This is a genomic window from Streptomyces hiroshimensis, from assembly GCF_014650335.1.
GTDB lineage: Bacteria > Actinomycetota > Actinomycetes > Streptomycetales > Streptomycetaceae > Streptomyces > Streptomyces hiroshimensis.
This window is the reverse complement of the sequence record NZ_BMUT01000007.1, coordinates 356,018-372,226: the sequence shown is the minus strand read 5'-3', so window position 1 is coordinate 372,226 and position 16,209 is coordinate 356,018. Positions and strand designations below refer to the sequence as shown.

At 72.1% G+C, this 16,209-nt stretch carries 12 protein-coding genes; 7 read left to right on the top strand and 5 right to left on the bottom strand.

Annotated elements, in window-relative coordinates:
- Window positions 1-108: 108 nt before the first annotated feature.
- Complete coding sequence (locus tag IE241_RS18540) at window positions 109-894, top strand: hypothetical protein (protein WP_229899470.1); 786 nt, start codon at window positions 109-111, stop codon at window positions 892-894.
- 83 nt (window positions 895-977) lie between these two features.
- On the top strand, window positions 978-1,145 hold the full coding sequence (locus IE241_RS18535; RefSeq protein WP_190022871.1) for a CsbD family protein: 168 nt from the start codon (window positions 978-980) through the stop codon (window positions 1,143-1,145).
- 126 nt (window positions 1,146-1,271) lie between these two features.
- Here the strand turns inward: IE241_RS18535 and IE241_RS18530 are convergent, their stop codons facing one another.
- The 4 genes from IE241_RS18530 to IE241_RS18515 all read right to left on the bottom strand — a co-directional run bounded on the left by IE241_RS18530 (window position 1,272) and on the right by IE241_RS18515 (window position 9,287).
- The gene (locus IE241_RS18530; RefSeq protein WP_190022870.1) at window positions 1,272-3,899 is read right to left on the bottom strand and encodes a SpoIIE family protein phosphatase; all 2,628 of its coding nucleotides are present in this window, start codon (window positions 3,897-3,899) and stop codon (window positions 1,272-1,274) included.
- Between the two features lie 236 nt (window positions 3,900-4,135).
- Complete coding sequence (locus IE241_RS18525; protein ID WP_190022869.1) at window positions 4,136-6,193, bottom strand: phosphocholine-specific phospholipase C; 2,058 nt, start codon at window positions 6,191-6,193, stop codon at window positions 4,136-4,138.
- A 295-nt stretch (window positions 6,194-6,488) separates the two neighbouring features.
- Window positions 6,489-6,950 (bottom strand): hypothetical protein, encoded by a 462-nt coding sequence (locus tag IE241_RS18520; RefSeq protein WP_190022868.1) that lies wholly within the window; start codon window positions 6,948-6,950, stop codon window positions 6,489-6,491.
- A 9-nt stretch (window positions 6,951-6,959) separates the two neighbouring features.
- Window positions 6,960-9,287, bottom strand: a complete 2,328-nt coding sequence (locus tag IE241_RS18515; protein ID WP_190022867.1) for a CHAT domain-containing WD40 repeat protein — start codon at window positions 9,285-9,287, stop codon at window positions 6,960-6,962.
- A gap of 239 nt (window positions 9,288-9,526) precedes the next feature.
- Between IE241_RS18515 and IE241_RS18510 the strand changes: the two genes are divergently transcribed.
- The 4 genes from IE241_RS18510 to IE241_RS18495 all read left to right on the top strand — a co-directional run bounded on the left by IE241_RS18510 (window position 9,527) and on the right by IE241_RS18495 (window position 13,210).
- Window positions 9,527-10,747 carry a TRAFAC clade GTPase domain-containing protein gene (locus IE241_RS18510; RefSeq protein WP_308433715.1) on the top strand — a complete coding sequence of 407 codons (1,221 nt, stop codon included), beginning with the start codon at window positions 9,527-9,529 and terminating at the stop codon, window positions 10,745-10,747.
- 38 nt (window positions 10,748-10,785) lie between these two features.
- Window positions 10,786-11,661, top strand: coding sequence for a hypothetical protein (locus IE241_RS18505; protein WP_190022865.1), 876 nt, complete (start codon window positions 10,786-10,788; stop codon window positions 11,659-11,661).
- A gap of 149 nt (window positions 11,662-11,810) precedes the next feature.
- Window positions 11,811-12,257, top strand: a complete 447-nt coding sequence (locus tag IE241_RS18500) for a hypothetical protein (protein ID WP_190022864.1) — start codon at window positions 11,811-11,813, stop codon at window positions 12,255-12,257.
- Window positions 12,254-13,210 (top strand): M48 family metallopeptidase, encoded by a 957-nt coding sequence (locus tag IE241_RS18495; RefSeq protein ID WP_190022863.1) that lies wholly within the window; start codon window positions 12,254-12,256, stop codon window positions 13,208-13,210. Before IE241_RS18500 ends, IE241_RS18495 begins: the two co-directional genes overlap by 4 nt.
- Window positions 13,211-13,243: 33 nt before the next feature.
- Here IE241_RS18495 and IE241_RS18490 read toward each other — a convergent pair whose 3' ends face one another.
- Window positions 13,244-14,206, bottom strand: coding sequence for a CapA family protein (locus tag IE241_RS18490; protein WP_190022862.1), 963 nt, complete (start codon window positions 14,204-14,206; stop codon window positions 13,244-13,246).
- A 109-nt stretch (window positions 14,207-14,315) separates the two neighbouring features.
- On the opposite strand from IE241_RS18490, the gene polX reads away from it, so the two are divergent.
- Entirely contained in the window at window positions 14,316-16,049 is a 1,734-nt protein-coding gene (polX, locus tag IE241_RS18485; protein WP_190022861.1) for a DNA polymerase/3'-5' exonuclease PolX, read from the top strand.
- Window positions 16,050-16,209: the final 160 nt, after the last annotated feature.

Here is a 16,209-nt window from a genome sequence, read left to right as displayed (position 1 = left end):
TTTATGCTGGATGCAGGACCGTTGCGGATCCTGTTTACTGCGGTCGACAGCTGTCGATCGCCGATCGAGCGTGGGGGAGGGCGGGGCGCCTTGAAGCAGGTGAACCACGTGAGTCATGCGAGTCATGTGAACCATCCCGTGGAGTACGCCGTCGCCGTCGAGCGGTACCTCGCCGCCTCCGGCCTGGGCACCGGCTCCCGGCGGGTCTACGGCATCGCCCTCGCCACCTGGGCCTGGGCCCTGGTGGACCGCACGCCGCCCACCGGCGACGACCGCCGCAACGCCGTCCCTCCGTCCGTACCGCTCACCCTGCTGGAGGCCCCCCGGACGGCCGCCCGCCTGCGCGACGCCTTCGCCGCCCGCTCGGCATCGGTCGGCGCCCGCACCGCCAACCGCGAACTGTCCGCCCTCGGCAGCGCGGTGGCCTGGTGGCGCGCCCAGGGCTGGCTGACCGCCGCCGACCCCACCGCCGGACTGCGGCCTCTGCCCGTACCGCAAACACGGGACGGAACGGCGAAACCCGGCCCGCACGAGGTCCGCGCCGTCCTCGGACTCCCCGCCCCGCTGCGCGAGCAGACCTTCTGGCACCTGCTGCACGAGACCCGCGCCCCCATCGAGCGCCTCCTCGCCCTCGACGTCGACGACCTCGACCTCCCCGGCCGCCGCACCAGGACGGGCGCGGCCCCCGAGCTGCACTGGGGCGACGGCTCGGCTCGGCTGCTCCCGCTGCTCACCCTCGGCCGCGTCGAAGGCCCCCTGTTCACGACCGCGCGCGGCCGCCTCTCCTACCGGCGCGCCGCGGAAGCCTTCACGGCGGCCACCCGCCCCCTCGACCCGCGCGGCCGGGGCTGGACCCTGCGCCGGCTGCAGGACGCGGGGGTCACGGCCCCGTGAAGCTGCGGTTGCGGACCCGATGGACCCGCCACAGGGTGGACTCCGGGAGAAACCCTTCACTGCACACACAGGGAGGCCCGGTCATGGGCAAAGGGAAAGCGAAGGCCAAGCAGCTCAAGGGCAAGCTCAAGGAGACCACGGGCAATGTGACCGGCGACCGCCGCCTGGAGGCCGAGGGCCGCGCCGAGAAGGTGACGGGCAAGGTCCAGGAAACCGCGGAGAACGTCAAGAAGAACCTGCGCGGTCGCTGACCGCGTAAGGACAGGTGCAGGCCCCCGCAGGCCCCGCAGAACCCCAGGACGCGCAGGACGGGCTGGAGCAACCAGCCCGTCCTGCGCTGTGTCCTGCTGTGTCCTGCGGGGTCCGTGCTGTGCCCCTCACGCCAGCTGCTGCTCCGCCCAGATCACCTTCCCCTCCGGCGTGTACCGCGTCCCCCAGCGCTCCGCCAGCTGGGCGACGAGGAACAGGCCGCGGCCGCCCTCGTCCTCCGCGGCCGCGTAGCGCAGGTGGGGGGCGGTGCTGCTGCCGTCGGCGACCTCGCAGATCAGGGCGCGGTCGCGGACGAGACGGACGCGGACCGGGCCCGAGGCGTGCCGGATGGCGTTGGTGACCAGTTCGCTCAGGATCAGCTCGGTGGTGAACGCGGCCTCGTCCAGGCCCCACTCGGTCAGCTGCCGGGTGACGTCGGCGCGGGCCTGCGCCACGACCGCGGGGTCGGAGGGCAGCTCCCACTCGGCGGTGCGGTCGGGGTCCAGGATGCGGGTACGGGCGACGAGCAGGGCGATGTCGTCGCGCTGCCGGGCCGGGAGCAGGGCCTTGAGCACCTCCTCGCAGATCTCGTCCGGCGTCCGTCCGGCGTGGGCGATCGTGGAGCTGAGGATCGCCAGGCCCGCGTCGATGTCGCGCTTGCGGTCCTCGATGAGGCCGTCGGTGTAGAGGACGAGGTTGCTGCCCTCGCGCAGCTGCAGCTCCCCGGCCTCGAAGGGCAGCCCGCCGAGGCCCAGCGGCGGCCCGGCGGGCAGCTCGGGGAACTCCACCCTGCCCTCGGGGTGGACGACGGCCGGCAGCGGATGGCCGGCCCGGGCCATGGCGCAGACGCCCGTGGCCGGGTCGTAGATCGCGTACAGGCAGGTCGCGCCCGCGATCGCGTCCTCCCCGTCCACTCCCGCGGACTCCAGGTCGATGCGCCCGACCAGTTCGTCGAGGTGCCCGAGGAGCTCGTCGGGCGGCAGGTCCAGGGCGGTGAAGTTCAGCACGGCGGTGCGCAGACGGCCCATCGTCGCGGCGGCGTGCAGGCCGTGGCCGACGACGTCGCCGACGACCAGGGCCACCCGGGCCCCGGGCAGCGGGATCACGTCGAACCAGTCGCCGCCCACCCCGGCCTGGGCCGGCAGGTAGCGGTAGGCGACGTCGAGGGCGTTCTGCTCGGGCAGGCCGCGCGGCAGCAGGCTGTGCTGCAGCGTCACGGCCATGGCGTGCTCGCGGGTGAAGCGCCGGGCGTTGTCGATGCACACGGCGGCCCGCGCCGCCAGCTCCTCGGCCAGGGACAGGTCGTCCTCCTCGAAGGTGGCGCTGTCCCCCGTCCGCCAGAAGTTGGCGATGCCCATCAGCACGCCGCGCGCCTTGAGCGGCACGGTGATGAGGGAGTGGAAGCCGTAATCCAGTATGGCCTGCGTCCGCACGACGTCCTGGGTGCGCCAGCCGGCGGACGCCGCCAGATCCGGTACGAGGATCGCGTGCCCGCTGACGAAGCCCGTCGCCTGCGGGGTGGGCGCGGCGAAGCGGTGGAGCTCGCCCGCCCGGTACAGGGGGTGGTCGTCGCGGACGCCGCTGAGCGCCACCCGCCGCAGCTCGGGCGCGTCGCTGCCGACGCCCGCCCGCGGCTCGTCGCCGCGCAGGACCGGCTCGGCGAGGTCGACGGTGGCGTAGTCGGTGAACCGGGGTGAGGCCACCTGGGTGAGCTCCTCGGCGGTGCGCTGGACGTCGAGGGTCGTCCCGACGGCCACGCTCGCGTCGTACAGCAGCTTCAGCCGTTCGCGCGCGGCCTCGGCCTTTCCCGCGAGGGCGCGCAGCTCGGTGGAGTCCCGCAGGGTCGCCACGCTGCCCGGTGGCCCGCCCCGGCGGTCCGTCGGCCGGTTGTTCACGGCCAGCAGCCGGTCCCCGACGGGCAGCACCTCGTCGTTGGCGACGCGCCGGGACTCCAGCAGCTCGGCCATCCGGGGGTCGAGGTCGAGCCCGGTGACGGCCCGGCCCTCCACGTCCTGCGGCAGGCCGAGGAGCCGGCGCGCCTCGTCGTTGGCGAGCATCACGCGGCCGTCGCCGCCGACGATGACGACGCCCTCGCGCACCGCGTGCAGGACCGCGTCGTGGTGTTCGTACATCCGGGTCATCTCGGCCGGGCCGAGGCCGTGCGTCTGGCGCTGCAACCGCCGGCTGACCAGGGCCGCGCCGCCGGTGGCCAGGAGGAGCGCGGCGCCGCCGGCGGCGAGGACGAGCGGCAGCTGACGGTCGACGGCGCTGCTCACCGAGCTGACCTTCAGCCCGGACGACACCAGGCCCACGACGTTGCCGTGGTCGTCCTCGACCGGGACCACGGCCTGCACCTCCTCGCCGAGGGGGCCGTTGACGCTCTCGATGGTGACGTGCCCGGCCTGCGACGGCCCGATGGTGCCGATGAACTGCTTGCCGATGAGCTCGGGCCGGGGATGGGTGTAGCGGATGCCGTTGCGGTCCGTCACCACGATGAAGTCGACGCCGGCCTCCTTGCGGGCGGCCTCGGTCAGCGGCTGGAGCACCTTGCTGGGGTCCGGACCGTGCAGGGTCGCCACCAGGCCGGGGCTGTGGGCGAACGTCTGTGCGGCGGCGAGCGATCGATCGCGCGCCGCCTGGAATCTGTCGCTCCGCGCCTGGAGCACCAACGTGACCACCGCGGCGACGACGAGCAGCAGCACGATCAGCAGCTGCAGCAGGAACATCTGACCGGCGACGCTGCGGCTGCGCACCATCGACCGGAGACGTCCGGCCGACGGCACCCGTGAGCCGTTGCGCGACTGCACCGGCTCACGCCTGCTGTCTCGGCGCCGACCGGTGAACCAGTGGCCCGAGGGCCCCGAGGAGCGGTCCCGGTTTCGGGCCATATCCCATGTCTACCCCGCTCTCTTCCGCGGCGCGAACGGGAGCCGCCGCAGTGGCGGCTCCCGTCACCCGCCGCACAGGACCCCCGGCGGCGCCGGGGCCGGGCTCAGACCGTGGCGATGGCCGGGTCGCTCACCCCCGTCTCGCCGGTCTCGACGTGCCCGGCGAAGCGGCGCAGGAAGGTGCGGTCCGCGTCCGAGACCACGGTCAGGTCGTACCAGCGCTTGCTGCGGCGCAGGTCCACCGCATGGACCAGCCGCCCGCCCGCGCGCACCGTGAAGGTCTCGCGGCTGCCGCCGTAGGCGTCGGTGACCGTCAGGTGGCAGTCGGTGCCGCCCGCGTTCGTCATCGTCAGGGTGACACCCCCGGTGCGGGCGTCGTGGCGGGCGGTCACCTCCGGGCCGGAGGCCTTGCCCGGCCCGCGGAAGGTGCGCAGGAAGCCGTTCGGGCCGAAGACCGACAGGTCGTAGGTGCCCTTCGAGTAGGCCGTGTTCCAGGTGTCTGAGAGCTTCTTTCCGGCCTCCGCCGTGTACGTCCAGGGGCCGTCCGTGCGGTTGCCGGACGTGACCGTGAAGCACACGCCCGCCGCCTCGCCCCCGCCGAAGGTGAGCGTGAAGCGCCCGGTCGACGGGGTCGCGGCGCCGTCCACCAGCGGGGCGTACGGCAGCGGGCGCGCCGGCCGCGAGCCCTTCTCCTGCTTGGGCAGGGAGGGGCCGGACGGCGGCTTCGGCACGTAGTCCGGGTGCCGCTTGCGGTCCGGCGGCTCGTAGGCCGCGGTGCCGGGCAGCGCGGCGGGCTTCGTGTCCGAGAGCCGGAAGTCGAAGGCCGAGGTCAGGTCGCCGCAGACGGCACGCCGCCACGGCGAGATGTTCGGCTCGCGCACCCCGAAGCGGCGCTCCATGAAGCGGACGACCGAGGTGTGGTCGAAGACCTCCGAGCACACGAAGCCGCCGGTGCTCCACGGCGAGACCACGAGCATGGGCACGCGCTGGCCCAGGCCGTAGGGGCCGGCGCCGTAGCGGGCGTTCCCGGCGAAGACGTCGAGGGAGGCGTCCACGGTGGAGGCGCCCCGGGCGGCGGAGTCGGGCGGGAACGGCGGCAGGACGTGGTCGAAGTAGCCGTCGTTCTCGTCGTAGGTGATGAACAGGGCTGTTCTGCTCCACACCTCGGGGTCGGAGGTCAGGGCGTCCAGGACCTGGGAGATGTACCAGGCACCGTAGTTGACCGGCCAGTTCGGGTGCTCGGAGAACGCCTCCGGCGCGGCGATCCAGGAGATCTGCGGCAGCTTGCCCGCCTTGACGTCGGCTTTGAGGACGTCGAAGTAGCCGCCGCCCTTCTTGACGTTCGTGCCGGTGCGCGCCTTCTCGTAGAGCGGCTCACCGGGCTTGGCGTTGCGGTAGTTGTTGAAGTAGAGGAGGGAGTTGTCGCCGTAGTTGCCGCGGTAGGCGTCTTCGATCCAGCCCCAGGAGCCCGCCTTGTCCAGGCCGTCGCCCTCGTCCTGGTAGATCTTCCACGAGACGCCGGCCTTCTCCAGCCGCTCGGGGTACGTCGTCCAGTCGTAGCCGGCCTCCTCGTTGCCGAGGACCGGGCCGCCGCCCTTGCCGTCGTTGCCCGTGTGCCCCGTCCACAGGTAGTAGCGGTTGGGGTCGGTGGCCCCGATGAACGAGCAGTGGTAGGAGTCGCACACGGTGAACGCGTCGGCGAGCGCGTAGTGGAAGGGGATGTCCTTCCGGGTCAGGTAGGCCATCGTGCCCGTGCCCTTGGCGGGCAACCACTGGTCGTAGCGGCCCTGGTTCCAGGCCCTGTGCCCGCCCGCCCAGTCGTGGTTGAGGCCGGCGATGAACTGCATGCCGAGATTCTCGGCGTCCGGGTGGTAGGGCGGCACCTCCTTGGACCCGTCCGACTGGTACCACACCGGCTTGCCGCTGGGCAGGGACACCGGGCGCGGGTCACCGAAGCCGCGCACGCCCTTCAGCGTGCCGAAGTAGTGGTCGAAGGAACGATTCTCCTGCATCAGGACGACGATGTGCTCGACGTCCTGGATCGAGCCGGCGCGACGGCGGGCGGGGATGGCGGCGGCGCGGTCGATGCTGTTCGACAGCGCCGCGACGCCTGCGGTCGCGCCGGCGATCTGGAGGAATCGCCGCCGGTTGAGTTCAGGCATGAGTCTGAGGACCTCTTGGGAGTCGGGGCCGGATCCGGGTGTTCCAAGAGCAGCGAGCGCCGGGGAAGGGACCGTGTCGTCGGTGTGACGGGTCGCGGTACGCGAGGCGAACGTAGCGGACGGGCCCGGAGAAGGGGAGCCCTTGTGCGGCACGAGGAGCGGGGGGGTGGGGGTGTGGCGCCGGACGTGGCGCCGGGCGGCAGCGCCGGGTGGCGGCGACGGCCACCCGGCGGGGGTACGGTCCGCAGACCCTACGGCTGCTCGCGGACTCTACGGTTACTTGCGGACTCTACGGTTACTCGCCCGCCGAACCGCTCCAGCAGTGGCGCTCCCGGTCGTAGGACAGCGTCCGGCCCGTCCAGGGCTGCAAGTCCAGTTCGAGGAGCTGCTGGTAGGCGGCCACGGGCAGGTCCGCCTCGACGAGGATCCGGGCGGCGGAGTCCACGTCCTCCAGCAGGAGCGGGCGGTGCCGTGCAGGCGGCTCGCCCGGGGTGCGGCGCAGCGCACCTCCGAGGATGCGCTTGAGAGCGGTGCAGGCGTCCTGGGCGAGGAGCTGCCCGACGTTCTGCAGGAAGCCGCTGAGCGGCAGCACGACGAGCACGAGCCAGGTGAGCGGCTCGCCCCTGAAGACGTCCAGCGTCGCGCTGTACGTCTTCAGCCCCAGCCCTGCCAGCCCGTCGGTCAGCGCCTTGCGCTCTTCCTCGCCGGTCCCGGCATCGAAGTAGACACGCGCGGTCATGGTCACGGGTTCAGCCATCCGGTCCCCTCACTCTTCCCCTTGGTTCTGTTGGATCTGTTCGTTCTGTTCTTCCTGCACCTGCCATACCTGGACACTGCGGTCGGTGCTGCCGGTGGCCACGAACCGGCCCTCGCGGCTGAAGGCGATGGACATGACCGGCCCGTCGTGGCGGATCACCCACGGGCGTTCGTCCGCCGTCGTGCGCTCCACGGACCACAGGCATGCCCTGCCGTCCTCCCCTCCGGTCGCCAGCCGCCGTCCGTCGGGGCTGAAGGCAGCGGCGTGGAGGGTTCCCGGGTGCATGACCCTGCGGACCTCCACGCCGTCCGTCACCCGCCGGACGAGGGCGCATCCTCCGGCGCCCGCGGTCAGTAACCGCCGGCCGTCCGGGCTGAAAGAGACGGCGCCGAGCGGGCCGGGAGAGGAGAACGTGCGGATCGGGGTGAACCGGCCACGGGTGTCCCACAGCACGCACCGGCCCCCGTTGTCGACGGTGGCGAGCTGGCGCCCGTCGGGGCTGAAGGCCAGATCGGTGACCGGTGCGCGCACCGGCAACCGGTGTGCGAACCTTCCGTCCGCGGCGTTCCACAGGGCAGCGCTCGACCACCCCGCGACGGCGAGGAGGCTGCCGTCCGGGCTGAAGGCGATCCGGCGAGGGCCGGTGACGGCGTCGCCGCCGGGGTCGATGACGGCCTGCGGCCTCCTGTCCGCGATCGCCCACGTCCGTACGGAGCGCCTTCCCGAGGCGGCGATGACGGACCCGTCCGGGCTGAAGGCCACGGACCGGGCGCCGGAGCTGAGCCGGTCCCAGGTGAGTGTGTGCTCTTCGCGTCCGCGGAGGACGTCGACGAGTCGTACGGAGCGGCTGTCACCGCCGATGGCCAGCAGCCGCCCCTGCGGCGCGAGGCTCACCGAATGCACGCCGTACGCGGACGGGACGGTACGGACGTGCCGTAACCCTGGCCGGAGGCGGGCAGGTGGGCCCGGGACCGGGCGGACGGGCGCGGCGCCCGCCCCGGGGGGCCGCACGGCCGCAGCGGCGGGAGAAGCCTGTCGCGCAGGGCGCCTGCGTCGCGCGTCGCGGGCAGGCCCCGGGGGCGGTCCGGGCGCTGGCTCCGGAGCAGGGCCGGGCACGGGAGCGGGAGCGGGAGCGGGGCCGGGAACAGGGACGGGCACGGGAGCAGGAGCGCCCCCGGGCTCCCGCGGTTCGGCGCTCCGGCTCGTCGTGCTCAGCGCCGCCGGTCGGGCGATGTCGAAGATCCTCCCGCTCTCGGAGCGGAGGTAGAGAACCGGCGTCCCCCACTCCAGCGACCCCTCCAGCTCGATCCGCATGGCCCGCCTGGCCGCCGTCACGCCGTGGTGCACGGGCTGGTTCCCGGCGATCTCCGCGTAGAAGGTGCGGCTGAACTCGACGGCGGCCCGGTCGCTGACGGGGAACTGCATGGCGGTCACCGCCGGCACCCCCTTGCGCAGCAAGGAGGCCGCGACGCTGGAGAACGGGTCCAGCGAATCGGCGTACCCGGTCCGGCAGGCGTTGAGCACGACGAGCCGGAGCGCATGGCAGTCCTGGAAGAGCAGCGAGACGTCGGACGCCCCCACATCGCTGTGCTCGCCGGTCTCCTCGCGGGCGAACGACAGCGTCCCCTTGCCGGTCGCGGGGTCCACGCCGCCGTGCCCGATGAAGTGCAGGACGTGCGGCTGCACGGCCTCCGAGGCGCGCTTGAGGTCGCGCCAGCTCTCGCCGGGCACCCAGGACAGCTCGACGACCCCGTCGGCGAGCAGACCCAGCAGAGCGTCCTCCAGCTGCCGGCGCTCCTGCGCGGCGGACAGGCGGGGACGGTCGGACGGCAGGGCCACCATGCCCAGGACGCGCAGCGGCACGGTCACGGCCAGGGGGCGCTCCTGGGTCAGCAGCCGGGGCTCCCGCACGACGGGGTGTTCCAGCGCGAGGTATTCCCCCGCGCCCTCGTCGTAGAGGAACTCCCACGGCAGTTGCGCCAGCCGGGCGGTCTGGACGTTGAGCACCACGCGCAGCTGCAGCCGTTCGCGCTCCGCCCGGTCCTTGGCCGCCAGGAGCAGACTGCGGGCGTCGGCGTCGAAGAGCGACGCGAAGAGCAGCCCGCCCAGTTCACGCACCGATTCCTCGTGCACATCAGGGAGGGCGGGGAGGGCGGGGAGCCGTGACGACGACAGCCCCACGGCCTCGGCGACCCTGGCGAGCAGCCTGCGGACCCGGGGGGAGTCCGTCACGAGCGGTCCCTCCACCGTGGTGTTCCTGCCGCCGTCGGTGCGGATCGTCGCGAACTGCACGCCCCCGGTGGCGTAAACGGAGACATGGAAATCGAGCGCCTCCATATGCGCTTCCCCCGAGCCTCTCTGTCGCCCGCGCGCCGGAGCGAATGTCTGCCTGATGGTAGGGCTTTCCTCGCCGCGGGAGCAGATACCCGGCACGGAATATCGCCATCGGGGCCGCGGAGTCCCGGGTGACTCCCGACCGGTCGGCGCATTCGCTCGATAGTGCGCCCCCGCTGCGCACCGTGCGCCGCGCTTTCACACCGCGCCTTCGGTAAGCAGGGCGCTCCGGAGCGCTCCCGGTGCAATGCTGGGTGACCCGCCCCGCTTCTCTCCGGGGCGGATCCGGGGGACGGGGGCAGAGAGCAGTGGACGCATTTCCGGCCGGACCACAGGGGCAACTCGGTTTCGGCGTCAGCGTGGTGGGCCCGAGCAGGGTCGGCAAGACCTCGTTGATCGTATCGCTCATCACCGACGCACCGCGCATTCTCGCGCGGCTGCCCGCGGCGCTGCGCACCCGCGACACCTGGACGGAAGACGCCGTGATGCGGCGGCGCAACGAACTGGAAGGCGCCGTCCGGGCCGGTTCGTTCCGCAAGCAGGCGCTGCGCGGCACCGACCGCGCGTCGTACTACAAACTGGCCCTGGAGTCGGGGATCGCCGGCGTCGCCGTCCACCTCACGCTGCTGGACTTCCCGGGCGGCTGGCTGAGCCCGGGGCAGGACACCAAGCGCCCGGAGGACACGTGGCGCGATTGCCGGGAATTCATGGCGCAGAGCACGGTGCTGCTGGTCCCCGTCGACTCCCCGGTGCTCATGTCCGCCCGGCACGCGGAACAGCACCGGGCCATTCCCGAACTGCTGAAGATCGCCCAAGTGGAATCCGTGGCGGAGGACTGGGCCACGGAACGGCAGTACGCGCAGGAAGAGCCGGCCCTGCTGCTCCTGGTGCCCATGAAATGCGAGAGCTATTTCGCCGACAACGGAGGCTCGCAGGACCGCGCGGCCGAACTCGCCGAGGCCGTGAGCAAAACCTATTCCCGGATGTGCGACATCGTCCGGATGAACGCCCCGCACGCCCGCATCCTCTATTGCCCGCTGGACACCCTCGGCTGTGTGGAGCTCGCCGGGGACCCGGCCTGGGTGCCCGACGACGAAGGCGACGGCCTCCAGCTCTCGGCCGAGTTCCGGGTACGGCAGCCCGGCGAGATCTCCGTCGTGGGCGCCGAGGACATCCTCATCGCCGTCTGCCGCGTCCTTGCCGAAGCCCGGCGGACGGCGGAAGAAGCGCTCGCCGAAGAGGCGACGGACGCCCACAGGCAGGTCGAGGAGGAGGCGCAGATCCGGCGCCCCTTCATCGAGAGGGTCAGGAGGTGGCTCGACGGCACGCAGGCCCAGCTGGCGGAGAACCGGCGCGCCACCGGCGCGCGGGCCCGGCGTGCCCAGCGCAAGCTGGAGCACTTCGAGCGCATGGTCGACGAGCTCGCCGCGCGCCCCTTCGGCTCGCGCGTCCGTGAACTGTGACCGGCAGCCGTGGCGGCCGAGGGGAAGGAGGAACCACCGTGCGGGCACACGTACTGACGAGGGGCCGGCGCAGGCAGGAGGACTACGCCTATTTCCCGCAGGCTCCTGAGAAGCGGTGGTGGGAGGAGTACGGCGAATGCGCCGACTTCGACTATCCCGTGCTGCTGGTCGAGGCGGGCGACGGGCGCTGGCGGGCCTACGTCGGGGGCGTGCCCACCTCGCGTGACGATGTGACGGGCACCCCGATCCGGCTCTCGCTCGCGCTGGAGGGCTCCTGCGGCGAGGAGCCGGGCACGGCGTTCACGGCCTCCCTGATCGAGGAGCGCGCGGGCGACCAGGCGGGCGCGCCCACCGCACCCGAGGCGGCGGCCTGCCTGGACCGCGTCTTCGACGAGGAGGCCGTGGCCGGGCTGTTCGCCGACCGGTGCTCCGCCGAAGCCCTGCTGGATGCCGCCGTGCAGGCCTACGCGAGCTCTGCCGTCGAGCGCCCCGGTACCTCGTCGTCCGCCAAGACGCTGTCCGGCAAGGTGTCTTCCCTGCCCGAGGGCTCCTGGGTCGCCGCGCTGTGCGGAGAGGAGGCGCGGGCGGGCTTCCACGCACACGTCCGCGCCCTCCTGGCCGGCACCGTCCCGGGGCGGGCCCTGCTCCTCAACAGCCTCGGACGCTATGAGGAGGTGCCGAGGCCGCGGTCCGGGGAACGGCTGATCGTGCTGGCCGACAGTGCAGGCGAGAGGTTCCGGCCCGATCCGGTGGCGATCCAGGGAAAAGCGTCAGCCCGGGCCGTGTCCGCCCGGGCGAGCGGATGGCGGGCCTGGACGCCGGCGGCGGCCGCCGGGTGCGTGGCGGTGGCCGTGCTGGCCTGGCGGGTGTGCAGCCGCCGGCGTCGTCTCCGCGGGCGGACACCGCGCCCGTAACACGAGGGGACACTGCATCCGTAACGCGAGGGAACCCTGCAACGCGACGAGGCACGGCGACGCAACGGGGCACTGTGCCCGCGGCGTCAGCCGCCTCCGCGGCGGCCGCGTCCTACGCAAGGGTGCAAGCAGCCGCCGAGGAGGGCGCCTTGGTGCTGGTCTCGCCCGGCTGCGGTGCCGCCGGCGAGGGCGGGGACTGGCTCTGCTCACTGGGCCTGGACTGGTCCTCGCGGACCGAGGACGGCTTCCGGGAAGCCGTCCTGGGCTTCGAGGGCAGGGAAGTCGGCACGCTCGTGGTCCACCCCGCGCCCGTCGCCGCCCGCCTCTGGTGGCACGTGCGCAGGGCCGGGTGTGCGGCCCTCCCCGGCGCCGGACCCGTCGCGGAGCCCCGCAGGCACGCCCTGCTCAGGCTGGACGAGCCGCCCGAGCGGCGGCTCTCGGGCACCTGGTGCATGGAGCTCACCCCCGTGTGGCGGACGGCGGAGGGCACCACGATGACCGTCGCCCGGCTGCCGGTGCCCTGCCCCCGGTGCACCACATCGCACGGCGGCGGCCTCTGCGTGCTGCTGCCCTTGTCAGGAGGTCAACCGTCGTGACAGTCCCCTCCGCGTCCCGGGTCCGCTTCCCCCGGATCTCCTCCCAGGCGTACGAGCATCCCGCCGCGCAGGTGGCGCTGACGACCGTGCACAAGGTGAAGGGCTTCGACGAGCTGCTGAAGAAGATCGTCGGCTCCACCTCCGAGGCCGCCGTGCGGCTGTACCACCTCGGTTCCGCGGTCAAAGTGGGCGAGACCCAGTTCCACCGGCTCCACCTGTTGCTGGAGGACGCCGCACGGACTCTGGACGTCGCCGAACCGCCGCAGTTGTACGTCAACAGGGATCTCGGGTTCAACGCCGTCACCATCGGCTTCGAGCGCCCGTTCATCGTGCTCGGCAGCGACCTGATCGACTCCCTGGACGAGGAGGAGATCCGCTTCGTCATCGGTCACGAGCTGGGTCACGCGATCTCGGGGCACGCGCTGTACCAGGGGCTGGCCTGGATCCTGACGCGCATCGGCCTCAGCGGGTTCAGCAGTGTGCCCGTGGCCGCCTTCGTGGCACGCGGCTTCGAGCTGGCGCTGCAGGACTGGGGCAGGAAGGCCGAGCTGTCGGGTGACCGGGCCGGTCTGCTGGTCGGCCAGGACACGGACGTCGCGGTACGGACCTTCATGAAGCTCGCGGGCGGCAGCCGGACCGCCGAGATGAACCCCCGGGCCTTCCTGGACCAGGCCGCCGAGTTCGAGGTCCATACGACCGGGGTGAAGAACCGCGTCGTCAAGTGGATGATGCCGTCGACCACCCACCCCCTGCTGGTCGTCCGGGCCGCGGAGCTGGACCGCTGGGTGCGCGGCGGCGACTACGAGCGGATCGTCCACGACGGGGACTATCCGCTCAGGGGAGAGCGGACGACCGTTCCCCACCAGCTGTTCCGCTCGGTCGACGACGCCCGGCGGACCCGGCTGTTCAAGCGCGGCGACGCGAGCCGAACGGACGGTACGGGGGACGTGTGAGGGCCGGTGGCCGGGGAGTGAGACGGCCGGTGGCTACGCAGGCCCGGCCCACTCCACCACCAGGCGGCCGTTCTCCTGCGCGACGTCCGTGCCGAAGGCCGCGCAGGCCCGGTGGAACCTGCCGGCGATCCACCGGGTTTCGGCCTCGTCCGCGAGCCGGGTGCGGCAGAAGTCGAGCGCGAGCGGCACCGCTTCCACGCGTACGGGGCGGGTGTCGTCGAACGTGACGAGGAAGAGCAGTCCGAGGTCGTTGCGCAGCCGCTCGTCCGTCGCGTAGTCGTCGATGAAGTCCCCGAGGTCGTAGAGCACGCGGTCCCGGACGCCGTGGAAGACGTGCGCGGAGTGCCCGGCGACGAGGGTGGCGCCCGCCGCGAGGAACTCCTGCGCGGCCCGGCGGATGTAGTCGGCCGGGCCTGAGGTCATGTTCGGGCCCCAGTGCGGCGTGACGAGGGTGATGTCCGTGCCGAGAGCGGTGACGGTCCGCAGGAGCCAGGCCGGGGCGCCGGACTCCAGGTGTGCGTAGGCGACTCCCGGCCGGTCCGGGCCCGCCGCGTAGTCGCGCGGGTGATCGGTGATCCCGACGACGCCCAGCCGCAGGCCGCAGCGCTCCAGGACGGCCGGCTGCCGCGCCGCCTCCTCATCGCGGCCCGCCCCTGCCCAGGCGATCCCGGCGTCGGCCAGATGGCGGAAGGTGTCGAGCAGGGCCTCGGGGCCGTAGTCCAGGGCGTGATTGTTGGCCAGGTTCACACAGCCGACGCCGAGGTGCCGCAGCGTTTCCGTCGCCACGGGCGGCGCCCGGAAGAAGAACGGCTTGAAGGGGTCCCGCCAGCGCTCGCCGCGCGCGGAGACCGCACATTCGAGGTTGAGGACGAAGAGGTCGGCCTCGTGCGCCACGGCCACCACCTCGTCGGCGAACAGGCTCTCCGGCGGGTCCGTGGCGAGGCGTCCGGCGACCTCCCGGCCCAGCATGGTGTCCCCGGCGAGTGCGAGCTTCACGGTTCAACCACCTCCTCGCCCCCGCTCACTTCATTGTAGAAATTTTGCGGAAACAGTGACTTTCTGTGCGGAATGTGTCGTATCCGCGCCGAGCGGGAACAGCAGACCCATGGCCCGGCCCAACGAAGAGGTCGAGGCGCTGCTGCAGGAGTACGCCGACCTCGTCACCATCACCGGCGGCGACGCGTACAAGGCGCGCGCCTACGAGAAGGCCGCCCGCGCGATCGGCGGCCACCACGCCGATGTCTCCCGCCTCGACCTCAAGGGGCTGCTCGACATCCCCAACGTCGGCAAGTCGATCGCCGAGAAGGTCCTCGAATACCTGCGGACCGGCCGGCTCTCCATGGTCGAGGAGGCCAGGGCGGTCATCCCCGCCGGAGTGCGCGAGCTGATCACCATCCCCATGCTCGGCCCCAAGAAGGCCATGCTCCTCTACGAGGAACTCCACATCTCCTCCGTCGACGAGCTCCTCGACGCCGTCCACGACAAGAAGCTCCGCGACCTCAAGGGTTTCGGCGCCAAGACCGAGGAGAACATCCTCCACGGCATCGCCCTGATGCAGCAGGCAGGCGACCGCATCCTGCTGAACGCCGCCATGGACGTCGCCGAACAGGTCGTCGCCGACCTCTCCGGGGTGAGCGGATGTGAGCGGTGCACGTACGCGGGGTCGCTGCGGCGGATGCGCGAGACCATCGGGGACGTCGACATCCTCGTCGCCGCCGCACGGTCGGCCCCGCTCATGGAGGCGATCACCGAGCTGCCGATCACCGCCGAGGTCATCGCGCACGGTGAGAAGAAGACCTCGATCCGCACGACGAAGGGCCTGCAGGTCGACCTCCGCGTCCTGCCGGCGGACGCCTGGGGCGCGGGGCTGCTGTACTTCACCGGCTCCAAGGCGCACAACATCCGCGTCCGCGAGATCGCGGTCCGCCACAAGTACAAGCTGTCCGAGTACGGCCTCTTCCACGCCAAGAGCGGCAAGAAGATCGTCTCGGAGACCGAGGCGGAGGTCTACGCGCGGCTCGGCCTGCCCTGGATCCCTCCGGCCCTGCGCGAGGACCGCGGCGAGATCGCGGCCGGACTGCGCGACGAGCTGCCGGACCTCGTCACCGAGGACGACATCCGCGGCGACCTGCACACCCACACCGACCTCACCGACGGCGTGGCCACGCTGGAGGACATGGTGACCGCGGCCGCCGGGCGCGGATACGCGTACTACGCCGTGACGGACCACGCCCCGAACCTCTATATGCAGCGCATGACGGACAAGAAGATCCTGGCCCAGCGCGACCGCGTCCGCGCCCTCGACGGCAGACACCGCAGAATGCGCCTGCTGCACGGCACGGAGCTCAACATCGGCCCCGACGGCGAGGTGGACTGGCCGGACGCCTTCCTCGAAGGCTTCGACCTGTGCGTCGCCTCGGTGCACTCGCACTTCAACCAGACCCGCGACGAACTCACCCGCCGCCTGCTGCGCGCCTGCGAGAACCCGCACGTCAACATCATCGGGCATCCCACGACGCGGCTGATCGGCAAACGGCGGGGCATCGACGCCGACTTCGACGCGGTCTTCGAAACCTGCGCCCGCACCGGCACCGCCCTGGAGATCAACGCCCACCCCGAACGGCTCGACCTGTGCGACGAGGACATCCTGCGCGCCAAGCGCTACGGCGTGAAGTTCGCGGTGAACACGGACGCGCATTCCGTGACCCACCTGCCGTACATGCGCTTCGGCGTGGGCACGGCCCAGCGCGGGTGGCTGACGAAGGACGACGTCATCAACACATGGCCGCTGCAGAAGCTCCGGCGCTTCCTGCGTCCGGGGGCCCGCACAGTGGAATAGATTAATGTGCAACAAATTCATGGCGAGGTCCGGGGTTTTTAAACCGGAACCCCTGATTCAGGCGTGCCTGCAAACCTTTACGCAATTCCTTGCCGTCTTGTGATGCCCGCCACTGTCCAAGATCATCTTCTCCGTGTAATGTCACACCCTGTCGGCCACC

Bases quoted from the DNA above. Each gene is read 5' to 3' on its own strand.
- IE241_RS18520 (WP_190022868.1), bottom strand. From the start codon at position 6,950: ATGGCTGAACCCGTGACCATGACCGCGCGTGTCTACTTCGATGCCGGG.
- IE241_RS18515 (WP_190022867.1), bottom strand. From the start codon at position 9,287: ATGGAGGCGCTCGATTTCCATGTCTCCGTTTACGCCACCGGGGGCGTG.
- IE241_RS18525 (WP_190022869.1), bottom strand. From the start codon at position 6,193: ATGCCTGAACTCAACCGGCGGCGATTCCTCCAGATCGCCGGCGCGACC.
- polX (WP_190022861.1), top strand. From the start codon at position 14,316: ATGGCCCGGCCCAACGAAGAGGTCGAGGCGCTGCTGCAGGAGTACGCC.
- IE241_RS18530 (WP_190022870.1), bottom strand. From the start codon at position 3,899: ATGGTGCGCAGCCGCAGCGTCGCCGGTCAGATGTTCCTGCTGCAGCTG.
- IE241_RS18535 (WP_190022871.1), top strand. From the start codon at position 978: ATGGGCAAAGGGAAAGCGAAGGCCAAGCAGCTCAAGGGCAAGCTCAAG.